This window comes from uncultured Photobacterium sp., from assembly GCF_947502415.1.
Classification (GTDB): Bacteria; Pseudomonadota; Gammaproteobacteria; order Enterobacterales; family Vibrionaceae; genus Photobacterium.
This window is the reverse complement of record NZ_CANMZV010000007.1, coordinates 200915-223895: the sequence shown is the minus strand read 5'-3', so window position 1 is coordinate 223895 and position 22981 is coordinate 200915. Positions and strand designations below refer to the sequence as shown.

General features: G+C 47.2%; 17 protein-coding genes. 2 read left to right on the top strand and 15 right to left on the bottom strand.

Annotated features, from left to right (window positions below):
- Positions 1-409 precede the first annotated feature (409 nt).
- A complete protein-coding gene (locus tag Q0852_RS10025) occupies positions 410-3517 on the top strand; it encodes a chondroitinase family polysaccharide lyase (protein ID WP_299017869.1) in 3108 nt (1035 codons plus the stop codon).
- 25 nt (positions 3518-3542) lie between these two features.
- On the opposite strand, the gene Q0852_RS10020 is transcribed toward Q0852_RS10025, so the two are convergent.
- The 13 genes from Q0852_RS10020 to agaR all read right to left on the bottom strand — a co-directional run bounded on the left by Q0852_RS10020 (position 3543) and on the right by agaR (position 15005).
- Positions 3543-4103: a YgjV family protein gene (locus Q0852_RS10020; RefSeq protein WP_299017866.1), complete on the bottom strand. Its 561-nt coding sequence runs from the start codon at positions 4101-4103 to the stop codon at positions 3543-3545.
- 122 nt (positions 4104-4225) lie between these two features.
- On the bottom strand, positions 4226-4951 hold the full coding sequence (locus tag Q0852_RS10015) for a CBM9 family sugar-binding protein (RefSeq protein WP_299017863.1): 726 nt from the start codon (positions 4949-4951) through the stop codon (positions 4226-4228).
- A 98-nt stretch (positions 4952-5049) separates the two neighbouring features.
- Positions 5050-6099 carry a glycoside hydrolase family 88 protein gene (locus Q0852_RS10010; protein WP_299017861.1) on the bottom strand — a complete coding sequence of 350 codons (1050 nt, stop codon included), beginning with the start codon at positions 6097-6099 and terminating at the stop codon, positions 5050-5052.
- Positions 6100-6111: 12 nt separating this feature from the next.
- Positions 6112-6867: a 2-dehydro-3-deoxy-D-gluconate 5-dehydrogenase KduD gene (kduD, locus tag Q0852_RS10005; RefSeq protein WP_299017859.1), complete on the bottom strand. Its 756-nt coding sequence runs from the start codon at positions 6865-6867 to the stop codon at positions 6112-6114.
- An 82-nt stretch (positions 6868-6949) separates the two neighbouring features.
- A complete protein-coding gene (gene kduI, locus Q0852_RS10000) occupies positions 6950-7780 on the bottom strand; it encodes a 5-dehydro-4-deoxy-D-glucuronate isomerase (RefSeq protein WP_299017856.1) in 831 nt (276 codons plus the stop codon).
- Between the two features lie 41 nt (positions 7781-7821).
- Entirely contained in the window at positions 7822-8988 is a 1167-nt protein-coding gene (nagA, locus tag Q0852_RS09995) for an N-acetylglucosamine-6-phosphate deacetylase (RefSeq protein ID WP_299017853.1), read from the bottom strand.
- Between the two features lie 2 nt (positions 8989-8990).
- Positions 8991-9431 carry a PTS galactosamine/N-acetylgalactosamine transporter subunit IIA gene (agaF, locus tag Q0852_RS09990; RefSeq protein WP_299017850.1) on the bottom strand — a complete coding sequence of 147 codons (441 nt, stop codon included), beginning with the start codon at positions 9429-9431 and terminating at the stop codon, positions 8991-8993.
- A 56-nt stretch (positions 9432-9487) separates the two neighbouring features.
- Positions 9488-10381 (bottom strand): PTS system mannose/fructose/sorbose family transporter subunit IID, encoded by an 894-nt coding sequence (locus Q0852_RS09985; RefSeq protein WP_299017845.1) that lies wholly within the window; start codon positions 10379-10381, stop codon positions 9488-9490.
- On the bottom strand, positions 10371-11138 hold the full coding sequence (gene agaW, locus Q0852_RS09980; protein WP_299017842.1) for a PTS N-acetylgalactosamine transporter subunit IIC: 768 nt from the start codon (positions 11136-11138) through the stop codon (positions 10371-10373). Before agaW ends, Q0852_RS09985 begins: the two co-directional genes overlap by 11 nt.
- 49 nt (positions 11139-11187) lie before the next feature.
- Entirely contained in the window at positions 11188-11688 is a 501-nt protein-coding gene (agaV, locus tag Q0852_RS09975) for a PTS N-acetylgalactosamine transporter subunit IIB (protein ID WP_299017839.1), read from the bottom strand.
- A gap of 15 nt (positions 11689-11703) precedes the next feature.
- Positions 11704-12867 carry an SIS domain-containing protein gene (locus tag Q0852_RS09970; RefSeq protein ID WP_299017904.1) on the bottom strand — a complete coding sequence of 388 codons (1164 nt, stop codon included), beginning with the start codon at positions 12865-12867 and terminating at the stop codon, positions 11704-11706.
- A 14-nt stretch (positions 12868-12881) separates the two neighbouring features.
- Positions 12882-14165, bottom strand: coding sequence for a tagatose-bisphosphate aldolase subunit KbaZ (kbaZ, locus tag Q0852_RS09965; RefSeq protein WP_299017837.1), 1284 nt, complete (start codon positions 14163-14165; stop codon positions 12882-12884).
- A gap of 63 nt (positions 14166-14228) precedes the next feature.
- Entirely contained in the window at positions 14229-15005 is a 777-nt protein-coding gene (gene agaR, locus Q0852_RS09960; RefSeq protein WP_299017834.1) for a transcriptional repressor AgaR, read from the bottom strand.
- A 440-nt stretch (positions 15006-15445) separates the two neighbouring features.
- Between agaR and Q0852_RS09955 the strand changes: the two genes are divergently transcribed.
- Positions 15446-16996 carry a sulfatase-like hydrolase/transferase gene (locus Q0852_RS09955; protein ID WP_299017831.1) on the top strand — a complete coding sequence of 517 codons (1551 nt, stop codon included), beginning with the start codon at positions 15446-15448 and terminating at the stop codon, positions 16994-16996.
- Positions 16997-17259: 263 nt separating this feature from the next.
- Here the strand turns inward: Q0852_RS09955 and Q0852_RS09950 are convergent, their stop codons facing one another.
- Together Q0852_RS09950 and Q0852_RS09945 are read right to left on the bottom strand one after the other, a co-directional pair.
- Positions 17260-19512: a hypothetical protein gene (locus tag Q0852_RS09950; protein WP_299017828.1), complete on the bottom strand. Its 2253-nt coding sequence runs from the start codon at positions 19510-19512 to the stop codon at positions 17260-17262.
- Positions 19513-19846: 334 nt separating this feature from the next.
- Positions 19847-22918: a chondroitinase family polysaccharide lyase gene (locus Q0852_RS09945; RefSeq protein ID WP_299017823.1), complete on the bottom strand. Its 3072-nt coding sequence runs from the start codon at positions 22916-22918 to the stop codon at positions 19847-19849.
- Positions 22919-22981 lie beyond the last annotated feature (63 nt).

The following is a 22981-nucleotide window of genomic DNA, read 5'->3' as shown; positions in this document are numbered from 1 at the left end:
ACAAAAGAACCCGTTCATTAAAGGCTCTCATTACTTATAATCCTGACAAATCAATAGCTAACAGTAAAAAATCGCAGTATATACAGCCATATAGGCTATTCTACTCTTAAAACACGCATCGCATTTTTGTCGTATCACTGAGTATCAGCTATATCAAAACCAACAAACAGTAGTGAAAAACAGAGGCAACAGTGTGTCAGGAGAATCGGACACGTTGAATCAATCCAGCCAATATACTGATTTAAATAAAATCAAATAGAGAAAGAAAACACAACGTAATTCAAAGATGCTGGAAAATTAACAAATATCATTAATAAATAACGATTCCGGACGCATTATGACTTAGCCGTAATAGGCTGTATTATCTGCGCGTTTTCAGGCACGGAATAAAAACTCAGGGTTATTCTAAATGAAATTAAAATATGCCTTACCGACTTCAAAGGTAACGGACAAGAAGGTTATTACTGCCGTTATTTTATCTGCAGGTATGAACGGGTATAGCTACGCTTCTGACCTTCAGTCTCAAATACTCAGCTTCGAAGAGCCAAATAAACCGAATTGGATAACAGCAAGTAACTGCCAGTTAAGTCAGGTCCGTGCCATCCATGGAGATCAATCCATACACTGGCAATGGACTAAAGGTGACTCTCTGACGATTGACCATAGCTTCACTCGCCTGACGGACTCACAGGCCACCTCAGCCTATGGACGAGGTGCAACCCAGGTATTGTCCTTCTGGCTGTATAACCCGGTAGCTGTAGACGACTCCCTAACGGTAGAGCTGGCTGACAACGGTGCTAACAATGCCTCCAGTTTCCCGGTAAAACTCAATTTCACCGGCTGGCGTGCTATCGGGGTATCACTGAATGCCGACTTCATTCCAGCTGTCACCGATCAGTTAGCCAAACTGACATTTCACGCGCCATCCTCGGCCAACGCTACCGCCGGCTCCTTGAACATCGACCGGGTAATGGTTTCCGTCGATGACAATCGCTATCAATGGTCTGACGCTCAGGTCTCAACCCGTTACAACGAGCCGGAAATCGTCTTTGCCCTCCCGGATAACCTGCCAGCTCCAACTCAGGCAGAACTTGATGATGCAGATACAATCAAGCAAACCCTGATCTCCGAATTTAGCGGCAATCCAGGCAGCCTGACCAGCCTTGAAACCCGCTTCAGCAAGTTTGGCATCAGCAAAGACAGTCAGGGCAATATTACCGGCCGTCATGTTCTGACCGATAAACAGCAAGTGATTTATCAACCGGCTCACCTCCTAGCCGCAGATAAAGCTGATTTTGACAACTATGTCATGCTGGGCGACTCCGACAACCAAGGCAAAAAGCTATCCGGTTACGCTCAACTGATGTTGGATATCGCCAAAGCCTATAACAACCCGGCTTTCAGTGCCGATGAACAGCGGCTGGCAGAGATGTACCGGTTGATGACCGAGCACCTTCTGGATCAGGGCTTCGCCGATGGCAGTGCGCTGGTTACCAGTCACCACTGGGGGTACAGCGGTCGTTGGTGGTATATCTCGGCCTTGATGATGGCTGATGAACTTGCCGCCAGTAATTTATTGCAACCGACTTACCGCGCCTTGTTGTGGTTCTCCCGCGAATTCAAAGACAGCTTTGATATGGCGCTGAACAGCGGCAGCTCAAACCTCGACTATTTCAATACATTATCGCGCCAACATCTGGCCCTACTGCTGCTAAACCCTGATAACAGCGAGCGTATTGCACTGCTGCACACGTTTTCGGCTTTCTTCTCCGGCGCACTTAACCAGACACCACCGGGCACCAATGACGGCTTACGGCCGGACGGCACAGCCTGGCGTCACAACGGTCATTATCCTGGCTATGCATTCTCGGCTTTCGAAAACGCTGCCCACGTTGCTTATATACTCAAGGACACCGGATTCAGCCTCAGCAATGACGCTCTGGATAATCTCAAATCTGTCATGGTAGCAGGCTGGCATTACAGTAATCCTTATGTCCCGCTAGCTTTATCCGGCAGACATCCGTTTACCGATCTCAGCGTAAATCGCTACAGCGATGGCCTGAAATGGCTGGCAAACAGCTACCCTTCGCTCAACGAAGAACTGGCGGCGATTTATCTTCAGGTCACCAATACCAGCCACCAACAAAGCAGTGCTATTTTTGGCAAGAGTATTACCCCGGCTTCGTTGCCAGAAGGGAGCTGGAGCTTTAACGGCGGTGCCTTTGCTATCCACCGCAACGGTAATCGCATGGCGGTACTCAAAGGCTATAACAAGGATGTCTGGTCTTCGGAAATCTATACCAACGATAACCGTTATGGTCGCTACCAAAGCCACGGCAGTGCCCATGTGATCCCATACGGCGATCCAACTCATTTCGGCTATCAGCAAGAAGGGTGGGACTGGAACCGCAACCCCGGTGCGACGACTATTCATTTAGATTATGACTCACTGGAAAGCCCAAAAACCTCTACGCTGATGGTTCGTTCAGATAATGGGATTAGCGGCTCAACATCGCTTAAAAACCAATACAGCTTGTTTACTTTCAAGCACAAGGCTCCACAGACTATCAATAACTTTGAACCCTCTTTTGAAGCTGAAAAACATGTTCTTGCAGCCGGGGATAAGTTATTCCTGACCGGAGCCGGGATCAGTAACTCAGACGGTACAAACCGTACTGAAACCACCCTGTTCCAGCTGGCCATCGGCAGCAATCCTGAAGGATTGTGGATCAACGGTGTAAATCATAAAGAAGCGAACTTTTCAGCGACTTTGTCTTCTGGTGACTGGCTGATCGATGATAACAACGTTGGCTACTACCTGATGGAAGCCGACAATGTTCAGGTTCGCCGAGGCAGTCAGGTTTCACGCCATAACAAATCCAAAGCGCAAACCTCAGGCGAGTTCACGTCCGCCTGGATTGATCATGGCGTAGCACCAAACAATGCGAGCTATCAGTATGTCATGGTGATGGAAACGACACCGACAGAAATGACGGCGTTTGCCAATGCAATGAACAACTCACCGCAGTTTTCGGCTCTGGAGCGCAGCGATAACGACCAGGTTCTGTTTGACCGCAGCAACCAGCTTTACGGCTATAGCAGCACTGGCTCAGCAATTTTCAACAAAGGCCCGGTCAAAACAATCAGCACCACAGCCCAGGTATTAGCTCAGCTCAACGATAAAGAAGCCTATCTGAGTATTGCCTCACCGGAGCTGAATCTGCAGGAAAATGACCAGCCGACACCGCCGGTCACGATTGTGGTCGAAATCGACGGGGAATGGAATATTAACGAAATGACGGCTTCACAAGCTTATTCACACCACAATGGTAAGACTCGTATCACGGTTGAAAGCCTGTTTGGCAGCTCAGTGAACCTGACGCTCACCCAAGGCGATGATGATGATGGTAACAACAAGGGTAACAGCAACCAGACAGGCAGCTCAGGCGGAGGCTCCACCAGCCCGTTAATGCTTGCCTTTCTCGGCCTGTTGGGACTGATTTACCGTCGCCGCTAAACACGGAAATTAAACACAAAAATCATCACTTCACCAAGCCCTCATCCGTTGCGAGGGCTTTTTTATCACCAGGCTTTTTGTTGCTGTCTTTTGTATCGCAATAAAGGCGATATAAGGTCACTGCATTCATGGTTGCGCCGCAAGCTTCGAGCAGTGAACCACCAATAGAGCCCAAAGCAATATTATTGCCCAGCCATAACAACGAACCGGTTAACAAACCAAGTCGAAGCCTTATACCTTCGAGCATAAACAGCGAGTAAGTACCCACACAAATTCCGGTTACCCCTAATACCTCGCTCGGTTGCTGGACAGAAAAATAACCAGCAAAACTAAATAGCATGAAAACCATCATCACCCACTTAGAGCGCACCTTTATCGTAATCAGATTCCTGACCATAGAAACTGCGACACAAAATGCAGAGGAAAATGAATGTAATAACAAAAAGTGAATGGCGTTCATCAGGCACAGCACCGCCATCCACAATTTCAGCTTGCTATCTTTTTTCTGATAGAAAGCATATAAGCCTATAGCAAAACTAAAAAAACCAAACACCTGCGCAAGCAAGTAAGTATTTTGAGCGGACATGACGAATATATTTCCTGTTCCTTGTTCCTGTCTATCAGGGTAGCTTCAAATGAAAAAGCCTCTCCCCCATGCTGCCGATCCCGCCAAGCAGCATGAAGAAGAGGCCTGTAATTTTACTAAGGTTATTTCACCAGCTTACAAGTGCCGAAAGTGCCCGGGTTATGGAAGTTCGGTTTCGCTGTCTTCGGATCAATCCAGGTCATCCAGCCCATATCCAGGCTACTATCCTGCTTCGGAGTGAATTCCGCACGCATCAGAGCACACAGTAGTTCTGACTGAGCCTCATCCTGCCAAAGTTCCAGACCTGTGATAGTTGCCATCGGCAATTTCGCTTCAACAACATATCCATTGTCCGTAATACTTGCCTTGGTCACCAGACCCGGCCAGTTCCAGCTGCTATCTAGCTTGACTCGCTTCTTCTTCGTCATGTCGTAAGCAGCATCGGCACTGAATACGCGCGCTTTCGGGTCAATTTCCATCGTATAGTAGCTAGACAGCTGCAAATCTTTCGCCAGGAAAATTTCAGCACGATCCGAATCTAAGACTGCACGTTCTGGATCAGCCCCAACCGCTATGTGTTGATCTTCCAACACATAGCGAAAATACAGCGCCTCACGATCCCACAAAGCACGAAACTCCGTTGCCGGAGCAGCATCAGCACGCCACGGGAAAGTAAAATCCGTCAACGACTGCGCATTATCCCAGGCGGGATCAGTACCATTCCCATCAATCACCGGCACTTGTTGAGCAAAGTGAATTGAATACTGAGAATTTGCATCCCCCGCCGAAGCCTGAAACCCGACCAGGGTTCCTAACAAAATTGCTGACAGCCCCAAAATCTTTTTCATCACGTCTTTCCTTATTGATTTTTATGTAATAAATAAAAAAGCTGACCTTATCGGAATAAAATCAGCTTTTTGTTTTTTCTCGTTATGTGCAGGCCACCTTAGTCAGCCAGATGGACCATTTCGGTTGCTGCCAGCATGAATGCCCCGGCACCGTAATCGATGTTATGCTCGAACTTCACATCACGCGGATTAAAGGCAGGAAGCTGTACCCAGCCAATCATGCCGTTGTCATGAACGGCTCCCTGCAGAGCAACCCAAGCTTTTTCCACTACAGGCTGATATGTTTCACTGTCCAACAAACCGTTATTGATCCCCCAGGCAAGACCATAGCAGAACAAAGACGTAGCACTACTTTCCGGTGCAGGGAAGTTGTCCGGGTCCAGCAAACTGGTGCGCCAGAAACCGTCCGGCTGTTGATACTTGATCACCTCTGCAGCCAAATTTTTGAACAGCTCCAGATATTGCGCTTTGTTCGGATACTCTTCCGGCATACGAGCCATCAGACGTGGTACAGCAGCCAAAACCCAACCAATACCGCGGCTCCAGAATACCTTCTGACCATTGGCTTCACGAAGCTCGCTACCCTGACCATCAGGGATATAACGGTGATCACGGAAGAACAGGCCTGTTTCAGGATCCAGCAGGTGATCAACCGAATCCCAGAATGCAGTATGCATGTAGTCAAGGTATTTGCTGTCACCGGTCTGCTGAGAAAGTGCAGCAAAAGAAGGCGGAGCCATAAACAACGAATCACACCACCACCAGTCCTTACGACCCGGTTCTGGGTTTTCCACCATCAGCGCCAGCGCCTTGATTGTTGGCTCCAGCGCTTCTGGCTGGTTAACCACAGGGTAAACATCCAAATAGGCCTGACAGCAGATATGATCGTCAGCAAAGCGAGCATTCGGGCCGGTGCGGAAACCAGTGTGCAGGGCATAGTCCATCACACCGTCCAGGTACTCACTATCATCAGTCGCTTTCCAGGCTGCGGCAGCGCAAGACCAGAACACACCGCGCTCCCAATCGGTATCTTTGATAAAGCGGGTTTTACCACTACGACGGATCACACTGCGGGTCTGGTTGGCTGCCTGATAGCGGTAAACCCGCTTCATTAACGCCAGAACATCCAGTTTCGTGCCAATTGCCATCTCACTCACTCCTTAGCGTGCCAGCCAGCCGCCATCTACAGCGATGGTGTAGCCATTAACATAATCACTGGCACTTGAAGCCAAAAATACTGCCGGACCTTCAAGATCTGATGGTAAACCCCAACGGTTGGCTGGAATGCGTTCAAGGATCGCTGCATTTCGCGCTTCATCGGCACGTAACGCGGTGGTGTTGTCTGTTGCCATGTAACCCGGAGCAATCGCGTTGACATTGATGTTATGCTCAGCAAGCTCGGTTGCCAGCGCACGGGTCAGGCCCATCACTGCTGACTTACTGGCGGTATAGGAAGGTACGCGGATGCCGCCCTGATAGGAAAGCATTGATGCAATATTGATGATCTTGCCGCCGTTACCCTGCTGAACAAACTGCTTGGCAACTGCCTGCGAAAGGAAGAACAATGTTTTCTGGTTGATGTTAATAACATCATCCCAGTCTTTTTCTGAAAACTCTAAGATGTCTTCACGACGAATGATACCGGCGTTGTTTACCAAAATATCAACCTGCCCCATCACTTCCACGGCTTCGGCAACAATCTGCTCAAGGCCGTCCTGTACCATCAGGTTTGCCGTAATGTAATGGAACTTACGTCCCAGAGCTTCCACCAGCTCCTGAGTTTCAGGTGCCTCAATATGGCCCACACCGATAATGTCGGCTCCAGCTTTTGCAAGGCCAAGTGCCATTCCCTGGCCAAGACCGGTATTACAGCCTGTTACAATGGCAACTTTGCCTGATAAATCAAAGATATTCATTTGGAATTCCTGCTAATGCTGTCTGTCGTAATGGCCCTGGTTTGCAGCTAAACAGAACCATTACGTAAGTTGATAGAGATGATTATTTCAGGTCGCTCATCGCAACATGGTCCATATCATGGAAAGTCTGGTTTTCACCGACCATGCTCCAGATAAAGGTGTACGCGGCCGTGCCGACACCGGAGTGAATTGACCAGCTCGGGCTGATCACCGCCTGTTCATTACGCATAACAATATGACGGGTTTCCTGCGGCTCACCCATGTAATGGAAAACGATGTTGTCGTCTTTCATATTGAAGTACAGGTACACTTCCATGCGGCGCTCGTGAGTGTGGCAAGGCATGGTATTCCACAAACTGCCCGGAGCCAGCTCAGTCAGCCCCATCAATAGCTGGCAGGTAGGCAGAACTGATGGATGCAGATACTTATTGATAGTTCGTACATTACAATTTTCCTGGCTGCCGAGCGTTTCCGGTGATGCATCTTCACGCGTAATTTTGCGGGTCGGATATGTCATATGGGCTGGCGCACTGTTAACGTAAAAACGAGACGGCTTCTCCGCCGAAACGCTGACAAATTTCACTTCTTTGGCGCCTTTACCAACATAAATGGCTTCGCGCGTACCAATTTCATAGGTTTCACCATCAACGATCACCAATCCCGGCTCACCGATATTAATCGCACCCAGTTCACGGCGCTCAAGGAAGAAATCCACCCCGATTTCCTTGCCGCCTTCCAATGCCAACTCCTCGGTTGTCGGTACCGCACCACCGACAATGATCCGGTCAATATGACTGTAAGTCAGGTTGATCTGCCCAGCCTGAAACATATTTTCAATCAAAAACTGTTCGCGCAAACCTTCAGTATCAAGTTGCTTGGCATGTGCGCTATGGATAGGTTGACGAATTTCCATGTAAAACCTCTTATTCTTTGTTGTAGCAAGGCAGGCAACGGCTAGTTCGTTGCCGCAACGTGGTAGGCCCATTGACCTTTGATTAACGTGCCCTGCACTTGTAAATCTTCATTCATAACCGTCAGGCTGGCATCCATCCCCTCAGCAATACCGCCAAGTCGATCTGCTAACCCGAGATAGCGGGCAGGTACTGCCGATGCCATTTGCACGGCTTCCCAAACCGGCACCTGGCTTTCAAACACCATATTACGCAGAGCCTGATCCAGGCTGCAGGTACTGCCTGCAAGCGAACCGCAAGGACTTCGAGCCTCTCCATGTGTCACCGTGATCGTCTGCGCACCAAGTTGATATTCTCCGTCTTCCAGGCCGCCTGCTCGCATACAGTCCGTGATCAGCGCAATCCCCTGATAACCTTTCATCCGGTAAGCCAGTTGCATCATCACCGAATTAACATGAATCCCATCGGCAATCAGCTCGGCTAACATGTCGTGGTAGAGGACAGCGCCGCAGCAGCCCGGTTCGCGATGGTGTAGGCCGCGCATACCGTTGAAAAGGTGCACACCACAGTCCGCCCCCCGGTGATAGGCGTCTGTAACTTGGTCAAACGTCGCATCGGTATGAGCTATCGATGTCTTGATCTTGTTTTCTGTCATCCAGCTAATGGCTTGCATCGCACCATCAGCTTCAGGGGCTACAGCCGCTCGAATCAATGATTCGCCCGCCGCTTCTTTAAGCTGCTCAAGCTCGGTAGTGGTCGGTGATTTCAGGTATGCAGGCGGATGTGAACCACGGTGAGGCTCGGTGAAATATGGCCCCTCAAGAAAACTGCCCAGCAGCTCCGCACCCTGCTGTTGTGGTTGTGGCTGCTCGATATAACTGCGAACCTGTGAGAGAGCATCGAGAATATCCTGCCAAGGTGCAGTCACCGTGGTTCCGACCCAACCAACCACACCGGTTTTCGGTAGCGCATCGGCAATCTGCTGCAACGCGGCATCAGTCGCATCCATGACGTCCGCACCCTGACGTCCGTGAATATGAATATCAATAAAGCCCGGCATCAAAGACTGCCCTTCAAGACAAGTCACCATACAATCTGTAGGCTGCTGAGAAGTCAGGGCTTCAATTTTTCCATCAGCAATCACGACATAGGTGTCAGTAACAATACCTGCTGGGGTAAAAACCCGATCCGGGAATAAGGCGTAACGCATGGTTATAGTCCGTCTTCACATTCAGCTGGCTCTGGCTCCATCACCGCTTCCAGCTCTTTACGCATGTCCTGTATGCAGGACGTACCAATTTCAAGCAGTGTCTCAACCAACTCTTTCAGCTCAGCACCATCACGCTCAAAAGCCGCATTGGCAATCATCGGCAGGTTGGCACCGGCAATTAGCTCAATGTTTGCTGTATCCATCATGATCGACAGCGCACGGTTACATGGCGAACCACCCGGGATATCGGTAAGAAACAATACTCCCTCCCCCGAATCCACTTCTTTAGCAACCTGGCGCAAACGATCTTCCAGCTGCTCTGTAGACATGGTTTCAACAAAATCAATAAAGGCCATCTGCTCTTGCTCACCGGCAATAGCTCTAACTGCCGACTGCATACCCGTTGCGTAGTTAATGTGACCCGAAACAACAATACCAATCATCTGAAAATCCTTGATATGGGGGGAGTTGCTCCCCCCGGTCTATCGAAATGTGTTAGTTAGAGAATGCCAAAGAAGTGACCAATTACACCGGCAGCAAGGGTGGAGAAAATCAGTACCGGCGGCTTAGCCCAGAAACCGGTTCCCTTCACCATCTTGAACATAAAGAACACCAATGCCAGCGGCAGTAAGTTCGGCATGATCTTGTCGAACAAGGCACTTTGCAGCTCAACCACTTTGCCACCGAGTTCGAGCGAGGCCGTGGTTTGTACCCTGATAAAGGTGGCCGACAAGGCCCCGATAACAAAGATACCCATAATGTTGGCCGCTTTAGCCAGCTTCTCGGTCGCATCACTCATGCTTACCATGGCAGCAGTACCGGCCTTGTAACCCATAAACATCAGGCCAAAGTACACTGCAAAGTGAACAATCTGATATAAGAAGAAGAACACGAACGGACCGGCAATCGAACCATCCATTGCAATCGATGCACCCAGAGCCAATGTCAACGGCATCAGGGTCATATGATCAATTGCATCACCGATACCACCTGTCGGCCCCATACCGGCAACTTTCATTACGTTAACGGTTGAAGGCTTCTCTTTGTTCTCTTCCATTGCAATGGATGTACCCAGCAAGAAGGTGAACAACTTAGGGCTCGCATTGAAAAACTGAAGGTGGTTTTTCAGAGACTTGGCAAAGTCGCGCTTATTGTTACCGTGAATTTTCTTCAGTGCAGGAATAATCGAGTAAGCAAAACCACCCGCCTGCATACGTTCGAAGTTGAAGTTACCTTCCATGAACAGACCACGGATTGCACAAAGCCAAAGATCTTTTTTGGTAATTACCTTGCGCGGCGTGGTGTCTTCGTATGAATCAATATCATCAACCAGACTTTCATGAACCTTTGCGTTCTTATCGGCTAGCGTGCCTGCAGTGATATCAGATGCCATCTTCGAATTCCTCTACTTGGTTAGTTGTATTTCCATTATTTCCACTGAAGAAGTAGTACAGTGCAGCGGCGGCAGCGCCCAGGATTGCTACTGCCATGATTGGCAATTTCAGGTACGTTGTCATAACGAAACCAATGAAGAACACACCGGCCACTTCCTTCGACCACATGATTTTAAGCAGCATCGCAAAACCGATAGCAGGAACCATCTTGGCACCGATACCCAAGCCTTCCAGCAGCACCTTGGGTGCATTTTCATCAATCCAGGTCGCGGCATGTTCACCGAAGTAGACTGTCGCGAAAGCAACCGCTGCATATAACATTGAACGTAGGGAGATAGTTGTGATCAGCAGTCGGTCGATACCAGCAGCATCACCGCGCTCAGCATATTCATCAGCCTTGCCCATAGTGAATGCTGTCAGCGCAAAGAAACCAATAACCAGCATCTGCATCAGAACCGCGATAGGCATACCGACACCCATGGCTACTTCCGCTGACTGACCCGTCATTACGGCAAATGCCACGGCGGCAATCGTACCCATAGTTACATCAGGCGGCTGAGCACCGGCATTAGGCACCAAACCTAACCAGGCAAGTTCCAGGGTAGCACCAGCAATCAAGCCGATTTGCATATCACCCATGATCAGGCCGACAACCGGGCCGGTGATTAACGGGCGGTGAATGTTCAGCGCGACATCGAATTTATCGATACCACAGAAGAACGCCCATATTGCGACAAGCGAAGCTTCAAAAAACATGATTTATTCCTTTTTTAAATCTCTGTTTAAAGGGAGGTTTGGGGGACGCTTATGCGCCCACCGAGGAAAGTTCAAGTACATCTGCAGGCGCTTGGTCTGGTGTATTTTGCACCGTACAAATCACACCACGCTCAACCAGACGTTCAAAGGCATTTATATCTTTGTCATCAACCGATACTGTTTTGGCAATCTGGCGCTTGCCCTCATGGAAATGCATGTTGCCAACATTACAATGAGTAAGTGGCACACCACCTTCAACAAGGCGGGCAACATCTTCCGGACAATTACAAAGGATGAATATTTTCTGCTTTGGCGATGCCTTATGAATGACATCAATGGTTTTTTGGATAGAGAAAAAACGCACGGCATATTCACCACCCGCCGATGCCTTCATGCCTGCCTGCATAAATGCAGCATTAGGGCCTTCAGCAGCTTCATCATTAGCGACCAGAATTAAATTCGCTTCGGTATGTTTTCCCCAAGTAATTCGAATTTGACCATGTAGAAGACGCTCATCAATTCGCGTCCAAACAATATTTGGTGACGTCATAAGATAAACCTTTTTTTAATTATTAAATTTATGGATGGTAACGCCCTGAACAACCCTGTTAACTTCACCTGTCGGACATGGGTTATCTGGTGTATTACCTAATACTAATGAACGATGAAATGCATATAATTGAGCAATCAACATATATGGGAACAGCAATTCAACATCGGAAGCTGACTCCATATTGTCAATTAAAATATATTCACCCTCAGTTATTACTTCATCTTTTTTGGCAGTAACTGCAACAACATAATTAGCAATATTGTCTCGACGTAATTCTTTCAATAAATCCAAATCATATTTACGGGTATATGGATCATTTGAAATATAAACAACGATAATTGTTTCATCATCAACAATAGACTTTGGCCCGTGACGGAAACCTAAAGGAGAATCAAAACAAGCAACAACTTTACCAGCAGTTAATTCTAATAGTTTTAATGCAGACTCCTGTGCCAGGCCCTGAAAACATCCGCTCCCCAAATAGATAACTCGGTTCGCATCCCGTTGTGACATAGTACTGATTGGAGAATTAATTTCTTTGATCAATGCCTCAGAACACTTACAAAATCTTTCGATACCTTTCGAAAGTTCATTTCCATTAGCGAAAACTGAAAATGCAGCCACCATCATTGACGAGAAACTTGAAGTCATCGCAAACGACTTATCGTTAGTTTCTTCCGGCATCAACAAGGCGAAAGAGCGCTTGTCACTGCTGCAACGCTGATAAAGTTCACCTTTGCTGTTACAAGTCAGGATCAGGTGATAGCAATTTCTAAGACACTGATTTGCAAGTTCAACAGCTGCCACACTTTCCGGGCTATTCCCTGAGCGGGCAAAAGAAATCACCAAGGTAGGAATATCTTCAGCAAAATACTGATACGGGTTAGAAACAATATCTGTCGATGCAATAGCTTCAACGCGACAGCCTGTCACCTTGGTTAAGGCTGGTGCCAGTGCACGACCGGCAAACGCAGATGTGCCCGCACCGGTCAAAACAATTCGCAACTCGGGATGCGCCAATACAGATTCCATAAAAGCATTAACTGCAGGGCGGCACTCATCAATAATCGCGTAGGTTTTTTTCCAGCAGCTAGGTTGTTGTTCAATTTCTTTTGCTGTCCAGAAAGCTTTTAAGCTTTCGAGATCATTCTCGGCAAAACCTAAATGTTGTTCCATGGGGGTATCCTTGATTATTTTGAAAGAGTACAAGCCTTCGCATAAATGCGAAGTACATGCTGAATTTTGTCAATGACAAAAGCTTTAGGTGTTGCTTTTAATTCACCATTTCTGACGGCAGCAAATTGCTCGGGTAAATACTGACTAATTAACGGCAATGGCATGCCGGAACGCGATAAATTACTAAATAACTTATTTTGTGATTCTGTGATATTTTTATCTGGCCAGTAATACCTGATGCGATCACTGAAGCTATAACAACGAGAAAATCGTTGTTGGCTTTCATCACCCTGATAATATTTCTGCCAATACTCAGGGCTAGTTAACATCTGATTTTCAATTTGCTCTTTTAAATTAGAGCAATGAGATTTAGCCGTGATTTCTTCTTCAATATCACACAAATTAAATAGAGCTTCCCGCATTGCAAACGTTAATGCCGGTCCCACTTTTAAAATAGCGAAATGATCCCTTACCAGAGCCTGATAAGCTTTATCAGCCTGGTAATCGGTAGAATGCGCTTCAAAAAGAAGATGGTCGTAACTATTAACAACACCACTCAGGTCTTGCGCTTTTTCAGGGCAGTAATCAATCACCCCGGTATGGTCAAACTCAACACCTGGTTGAACAACCAAGCCAATCACACGCTGCCAGCAATTCGCTACGCCTTCAGCTTCAAAGGCCTGCTGATGACACTGAATAGTTTTCTTCGCAGCTTGAGGTGACGTCACCTCAACACCTTCCAACTCTTCAGCGGCACCACCCGGAACCGGCACTTCAGTACCGATCACGTAGACAACATCACTGACACCAAACGTATCAAAAGCGACTTTTTCTGCAATACGAGCCAGACGTGCCGCACGAGCGGCCACGACTTCATCAGACAATGGCACAGGGTCATCAGCACAGGACATGCTGCAATCGAGGTGAATTTTCTTGAAACCGGCAGCAACGTAGGCAGCAATCAGAGCGTCAGCCTTCGTCATTGCTTCGGTGGCTGGAAGATCCTGCCAGCGGTTAGGACCTAGGTGGTCACCGCCAAGAATCAGGTTGCTAAGAGGAAAGTTAAGCCCTTCCGCCATATCGAAAACAAAGTTTCGAAAATCAGCCGGCGTCATGCCGGTATAACCACCATACTGATCAACTTGGTTGGAAGTCGCTTCAATCAGCAGTGGAGAATCATCGTGAAGCGCCTGAAGAATTGCAGCTTCAATCACGAATGGGTGAGCAGAACAAACAGAGTAAATTCCGTTTTGTTCACCCGCCTTATGGCGCTTTACGATATCGAGAAGGGTGTTCATGTACTAACTCCAAAATCAACATCTGCGAGGTTGCTATGGAGTTAGTACATCTAAGGGAGGGTACTAGTCTGTCTTTTCAACAATAATGACATTGACCTTCATATCCCGTAATCCCTGGACATAATCGTCAGGAATACCGGAATCAGTGACCAGTGTGTCAATGTGACCAAACTCGCGGATCATATGACAGCTACGTTTACCAAACTTACTTGAGTCGGCAATCGCAATCACTTGTTCGGAAATCTCACACATCAAACGGTTAAGGCTAGCTTCCTGTTCATTATGTGTTGTGATTCCAGCTCTTAGGTCAAAACCGTCCACACCTAAGAATACTTTATCGAACCGGTAGTTCTTTAAACTATTCTCAGCTTGCGAACCTGAAAAAGACAGTGCGTTCTTACGAAGTACACCACCAGTCATCAAGACGTCAACACCTGGTTTTGATGACAACTCCATAGCCACATCCAGACCATTGGTCATTACTACTACATTTTCAGCATTTGAAAGGCCGGCGGCGATTTCTCGCGTAGTAGTACCCGAATCCAGAATGACGGTGTCACCATCTTCGATTAATTTCGAAGCAGCCTGTCCAAGTAAAGTTTTAATGCCTGCATTTTGACGGCGCTTTTCATGAACAGTTAACTCTGCAATTACCCCAGTGTTTGGTATGGCGGCGCCATGAGAGCGAACGACATAACCATTTTTTTCCAAAAAGCTGAGGTCACTACGAATGGTGACACTGGAGACATTAAATCTCGAAGCAAGGTCCTCGACACGGGCTTTACCATCTTGGTTAACCACATTGACGATTTCCATTCGTCTTTCGACAGCACTTTTCATTTCGTTTAGTCTCCTTTGAAACCAAGCTTTCGTTTGGTTTCGCTTTTAGCTTACAATCAAAAATTAAAGGCACAACGGGAAGAGGTGAAACTTGCGATCTCTTTCACATTCTTTTGATGTCTTATCCAAATACTTACAAAACCTTTCGCTCAATAGCGTAATGAAAGCTATCATTCACTAAATACGGTGTAAATATCTTCTATAGGAAGAAGTTATCGTAAATCTAATCGCAAAGCAAAAGAAGAATATTTCAACCTGAAAGGGTATTGTAACAATATAAGCACTTTTGTGATCTGTGACGTAGCCACGTCACTTTCGATGATTTACGATAATGCTATTAGACACCCAAAACAAAAGAAACAGAAATCAAATCTCTTTCTTTTTATACCCACATCACAGTCTTTATGCATATTGTAACATATTAATAAAGGAAACAATTAATGTCTTTCTCTCGTCGTGATCTGCTCAAAGGACTTGCCGTAACGGGAGCGGTTGCAGCCACTCCGGCTTGCAGCTCCCTGGCATCGAAAATAGCCCCCCCTACTTCAGCGCAACAAACGAAAAAGCCAAACCTTCTGATCATCTTCCCTGATGAAATGCGCACCCATACACTCGGATTTATGAATCAGGATCCATCATTAACGCCTAACCTCAACAAATTCGCCACGCAAAGTGCGGTACTACCACAGGCTGTTTCTAACTTTCCGCTTTGTACTCCTTTTCGCGGCATGCTGATGACCGGGCAATACCCTTACCGCAACGGTATTCAGGGCAACAGTCATACGGCAATGCCAGGTAAGTTTGGCGGCAAGGATTTCGGAATAGAGCTGAAGAAGCAGACACAGACCTGGTCAGATATAATGAAAGCCCAAGGCTACAGCATGGGCTATATCGGCAAATGGCACCTCGATGCACCGGAAGCACCGTTTGTACCAAGTTATAACAACCCGATGGAAGGCCGTTACTGGAACGACTGGACGGCACCGGATCGCCGCCACGGCTTTGACTTCTGGTACTCCTACGGCACCTATGACAAGCACTTGACCCCAATGTACTGGACCAATGAAACACCTCGTGACAAACCGCTGGTAATTAACCAGTGGAGTCCGGAACATGAAGCCGATATTGCGATCAACTACTTACGAAACGAAAACGGCCAGTACCGCGATAATGATAAGCCGTTTACCCTGGTCGTTTCGATGAACCCACCACATTCGCCTTACGATCAGGTTCCACAGAAATATCTCGACCGCTTCAGCGGGGAAACGTCAGAAAGCCTGAATACCCGCCCTAATGTTCAGTGGGATAAAGAATACCTGGATGGCTACGGCCCGAAGTATTTCAAAGAATATATGGCGATGGTCAATGGTGTGGATGAGCAGTTCGGCCGTATTATTGATGAGCTGGATCGTCTAAACCTGACTGAAGACACATTAGTTATCTTTTTCTCTGATCACGGTTGCTGCCTGGGATCGAACGGAAAACCAACCAAAAACGTTCACTATGAAGAGGCAATGCGGATCCCGATGATGTTCCGCTGGCCGGGTAAAATCAAACCTGGTCAGGATGATATCCTGTTCTCCGCTCCGGACATCTATCCGACAATGTTTGGCCTGATGGGAATGGATGAATATATCCCGGATACCGTAGAAGGCACCAACTACGCAAATACCGTATTGGGCAAAGATGGCGACAAACGCCCGACATCACAGCTCTATACCTTCATTCCTTACGGTGCACAGTCCTATGGCAGACGAGGCATCCGTACCGATCGCTACACCCTGATGATCGACCGTAAGATTGGCAAACCACTAACTTATGTTCTGCATGACAACCAACAAGATCCTTACCAAATGTCTAACATTGCCGAAAGCAATACGGCGTTGGTTGAAAAGCTGATTGAAGAAGAACTGATGCCATGGCTTGAATATACGGGTGACCCTTGGCGCCCGGCTGAAGTTCCGGCTAGCGTCCTTAATGCCTACACCTAAACATATCGGTTTCCTGTCCTGAGGCAGGAAACCTTTTTTACATCTCCTTTTTCACATCTATCGAAAACCTCTACTTATCCCAAATAAGTTATTCCTAACGCCTTCTCCTCTACGCTCTCACCTTTCACTTATTTATCTGTTAATCACAACAAAACTCAGTGACAAAAAAGCCGTTCGCAGGACAATTGCTGCTAACTCAAACCATATAGTAAGCATAAAAAAACCAGCCTAACGGCTGGTTTTTCACTTAGCTTGAAACGACATTACTTCACACAGCTGATGAACATATTGTCACCTGGTTTACCTGCGGCAGAGGTATTCGACTTGGCAACACCATACATACGAATCACATAGTAATTACCAAACTGACTATTTCCTGGGTCAATTGTCTTAGTCGACGTATTGTAAGTAATCTTATAAGCTTCCAGTCCTTTACCATCGGCTCCTGTTGGCCAGCCAAATACTGGACTCATCAAAAAACCATCATCTTTCTTGGTAGAGATCTTGGTTTCATTCAGTACCTTCAGGCTTTCTTTGCTGTTAGTCGGTGGGTTATTACCTTCGTCCACATAAGCATTTGGTGCGTAACGGCCGTTGCTGTCGCTGAAATACCCTTGAGGCAGATGCCACTCACCATTATTAATATACAAGTTACGGCAGGCACCTAAGACTGCACCACTATCATGGGTAAACAACGCCCACTCAATACCATTAATAACCACTTGGCTGTCAGCATTCGGAATACCAGCACCAAACTTGGCCAGCTCCTTAAGTGCAGCCTCAGCTTTTGTCAGCGGACGGTGGTAGGTTGACGAGCCAACCGATACTTCACGAACAGGTTCAATACCACGCAGGGCAGCATTGGTCGCATCATAGTACAAACCACCGGTTACCTCGGTGAAATCAGCTGCATTAACACACTTTTCACCATATTGAGTGTCCAAACAGAACGTAACCGATTTACCGATAAAGTTCCGGGCATCAGCCGGCGTTTGAGCATCGAACCAGGCGTAGTCAGATGCCAGTCCGTTACGCACACCAATCTGATAACTATTACCGGTAACCTGCTCCGTAAGGTTTGTCTGATCTGCCGGACCATTCTGATTACTACTATCCACTTTCCAGTGTCCTGCTGTATTCAGATCTTCGGTATAACCGTAGGCAACCGCAAGTAACTGCTTATCATATTCCAGTTCACCGCTGATCTTGATCCCCACCGGATTGATATCAGCTGAGCAAAACGCCTGATCTGCCGGTGTACCTAACACAGTACGAGGCTTAACACAGAACTGCAGCACCTTACCTAAATCAGCATTGCCAACCGTATAATTACACGCCTTAACATCAGTACAATCATCCTGAGGGACATTATCGACTTTCCAGAACGCAGCTGACTCACCTTCAGGTGATTGCGGTTCATCAGCTTGCTGATATTCATAAATGCCAGTCAGTACAGCACCAACTTCCGGGATATCACCAGCTGTTGAATAAGCGACATTCGTCGCTGTCGGTGCCGCTTCAACCTTCTTCGAAATAGCGGCATTCATCGCCTGGCAAACTTCAGTACCTTCACTTGGTATGCCTGTTGCTGATACCGGCTTAACACAGAACGTAACAATCTCGCCGTTATCATCTTCCGTTGCGGTATACCTCTTTTGTGTCGCTCCTGCGATCGCATTGCCTCCACGAAGCCAACGGTACTCACTTGTCCCTTCAGGATCATTATCGGCATCAGCAAATTCATAATTACCAATCAGGGCTGCTCCGACATACGGTTCACCATTTATAGCCAGGTTATTCGCAACAGGAGCCAAACCTTGGGAAGGGGCAACAGCCGAAGTCGATTCAGAGCAGGTTTCGACTCCCTGCAGCGCAGGATTACCATTGGTTTCAGGAGTAACACAAAACTTAATGCGTTTACCCTCGGTTTTATCTGCAGCCAGTGCCAGCGTTTCACCCTCTTCGCCAGCCAGAACAGTATCATCAGCATACCAACGCAGTTGTGACTCCCCCTCTTTCAGGCCATCAACATGCGAATATTCATAACTTCCCTGCAAAGTATCACCCGTTGACGGGCTGGAATCGCTCACAGCCACATTCAGGGCAACAGGTTTCTCTCCCAGCGGCTCATTAACAGGCTTAAGTTCACTACAAGCTTGCTCACCAACAACATTAACACCACTTTTAGCAATCGGTGTTACACAGAACTTCACATTACGGTTGCTGTGGTCATAGATCAGCTGCAACGCCTGCTCTGTACCCAGCTCAGCGCCTTGGTCATCCAGCCATACATATTGACTGTTACCCTCGGGACGAGGCTGAGGGTTAGGATCAAAGTATTGATACATGCCAGATACGGTTTCACCTACATGCAAGGCAGGAATGGTCACGTCGCCCTTAACAACAGGAGCATAGATGTTGTTATTCTTATTATCTAATTCCTTGTTATCTTCAGCGTTACAGCCGGCAAGGGCCGTAACAATAACGAGTGCTAGAGTACTATGTCTGTATTTCATATCCGTCTCTTCAAGTTTGAACAGCCCCGCATCAAAAAGAAACAAGGCTTAGGAATTTCACTTTCGTTTGATTTCGGTAAGACTATAACCGTAGAGACAAACCTTCAAAAGCTTTCGAAAGTGAATCTGTGATCTAAAATGACAATAAATGACAGTTCAAAAAACAACCTTAAAAGACAGGACGCGAATACTCGAAAAAAGGTAGTTTCAATTTCTTTCGTTCAATTTGGTATAACAAAAAGGATGTCAACAAAATGTCGAAAGTAGATAGGTATGAGATAAAAAAAGGCACCCTCTTAAACAGGGTGCCAAACAGGAGATAGAACTATATTTGTTATGCTTTATTCAGATCAATTTGTACCGGTAAACCATCCTTACAGTTCACCGTCACTACAGTTTTCGAGCCTTTCTGATTAATAAATACATTCTCCGTTGGTTCAGACAGCATCCAGGCTCCCTTCAGAGTGACAGACACTGGCACTATCTGACTTAATGTATTTTTCTCCATATTCAGATCAGGGTTGGCTACGCTCATTTCCAGCTTTTCGCCTTCTCCTTTGACCATCACGACAGAAGAAGTACTGATCGCACGTACCCATTGATCAGACATACGAACAAAGCCAAACGCGGTATAACCTGTAACACCTGATACCTTGTCATGCACCACATGCGCCTTGCCATCCTTGCGGATAATCTCGTAAGGACGCGTTTTCGGCTCAGACATCAAAGTTGCTAGCTCTGCCATCTTATCCGGCGTAGCATCAAGCATAATCATATATTCATATTCAGCTTGATCCGGTGCATTTCCGTGATCTATCCAGGCAGTTGCAAAGTCACCAAAGGTCGGCTTCATCTTTTGGTTATCGCGTGACTCCTGGTTCTGGCGATGTACATTAATCTCTCCGCCTTTCACCACGTAATAGCCATTCCCCATACCGTCAATCAACCAATCCCCCGCCTGTAGCTTGCGCTCATAAGGGAATGCAGTAATTTTCTCGCCATTAACCCACATATCGCGGTTTTTATCAGTCAGACTATATTGGAACAGGGTTGTTTCCGTCGCATAATCCGATTTGCTGTTGTGAATATTGCTTCCCACCAGCACCAATCTGTTATCAAAACTAAAGACCGACTTCTTAGCCGTAAAGCTCGGGTCAATTACATCAGGCCATTTACTTGGGTTCTCCAAAATAAAGCCAAACGCACCATACTGGCCTTTCAGATCCGTTGCACCATTAAAGCGAACTTTGTTCTTTAGCATTGTTGTATGTTTGTTTGGCGCATTCAGCTGCTCCCAAGGCAAATGAATCGTGGTAGCCCCCGGCACTCGGTTCCAGTCCCAGCCTTCCTGGCTATAACCCCACTTATCTTCCTCACCCCATTTGTGGATTTGAACACTGCCATGACTCTGATAACGACCGTAACGGTTTGCATCATGATAAATCTCAGCAGACCAGACGTAACGGTTCCAGCCCTTCATGGTTACCATCTTGTCCTGATAACGGTGAATCCCCATTGCCGCATAGTTAAAGGTATAAGAACCTTGCGGGTGGAATTCCGGCTTAATTGGCATTCCGAAGTTGTCTGCTCCATCTTTCTCAGTGCCACCGACAATACGCAGATACGCCGCCGCCAGCTCCTGATCAACATCTTTACCTTCCGTTCCGGCCAATGCCAGCCAACGATAGCCTTTGACTAACTTATCCAGCGAGGTACCAAAGAAGGGACGGCGCCCACTAGTACCAACACCTGGGTTCGGGTTACTGTATACCCGGGCAGCCAACATAGCCTTTTTCAGATTTTGCCGAGCAACTTGTGTCAGCTCATATGGCGTATTGCTTAACAAGTAGGCGATATATGACGCTGAACGAAACGCTGCAAATGAATAGCCCGGGTAGTTACCGCGGTGACGAAATGCCGTGCCGTCCGGACGGAAACCATCAGCGTAGCCCGGTGGGGTTTGTGCCAGGTTACCGGAAATAAACGAAGCAAATTTGTGCATTAACGCTACACGTTCCTGATCGTTATCTTCCAATAGCAACATAATAATATGGGCCAGCGACAAAGTATTGTAGTAGTCCATATCCGAGCTTTTCGGTCCGACTTTCATATCAAAACCGCGCTTTTTGAACTCCCTCGAATACCACAGTAATGATTCGTGCAGCGGCTTGAGCAAACCGGCATCACGCAGAGGTTGTTCCATCAACAGCATTGAAGCATACCAGCTACGGGAAGCATAACCCCAGTGGTGTGTTGTGACTAAACTACTGCCTTTCTGGTAACCCTGATCCAATAAGTGCTCAGTCATCAACAAGTACATCTGCTGCATTTCCCGTTTCACTTCAGGATCGTCAGTGGTATGCGATGCCTGGCCCACTTTTTCCATAAACTCGGTAAATTTACGCAGCCCTACATATTCATCAACCAACACCTTATCCTGCTCAGACAAATCATCGACCTGGTAAATAGTCAGCTGCTTTTTAGTTACGATATGCGGCCCACGGATCACCCCGTCCTTTTTTGTCAGGTGATACTTTGTGTATTGCTCGCGAAGCTCATCAAGTTTTTCCTGTGTAAGCTTGCTATCACCAATGGAGTACTCTGTCAGAGCAGATTTAATCATATCCAGTGCTGCCAGCTCCTCAGCGGTCACTTCTGGCAACGTTTCCGGCAAATCATAGTCAATTTCAGGTTCATCTAACTGAGTCGTTACCTGATAATCTGACCATTGATAGCGGATATCATCGATACTGACCATTGCCCGATCAATGTAAAGTTTGCCACCTTCTGTAGCATTCTGAGCCGTAATCGTCAGCCCCTGCATTTCAGACGATGGACTGCCCTGCATATCACGATGGAATGCCAGGCCGGCAGTTCGCCAACCGGTAAAGTCCAGTTTCATCGTAAAGTTGCTGCCGCCCATTGAGCCAAACTGGAAATACAACTCACCATCGCTTGGTTTTTCGTTATAGATCCAGACAGAAAAAACGGTCGAAGAATTTCGGCCATATGCTGCATAAGCCTCTTTCGGCGTGTAATAGCGAAACGTCTTATCGATCTTAACGCTGTCACCCGGTTGCCACAGCCAAGCAAGAGACTGCTGGCCATTGACCGCCCGCTTGCCTGTCAGTATCAACTCAGATGTATCTGATGCGCTAATATAGTCAGGCATTGCCTGCTCTTCGAAAGAAATGATTTGAGCCTGCATCGGATTCGGCGTTTCATTTTCAATAATTTCGTTTTGAGTAGCACCACCACCTTGAACGACAGCGTCGCTTGTTTCGACCTTGGCCGCTTGCGCATTCGCTTCAGCCGTCACGGTATTTGCCGCCGCACCACCACAAAGCAGCAGGGCAATCATGGCAGCAAGAGCTGTTTTGTTGCCAACAGATACTTTATCTAACATGTTCAATTCCTTTTCGGCAGCCAACCGACAATGATCTGGCTGCCATATGGGTCTTACCCTTAT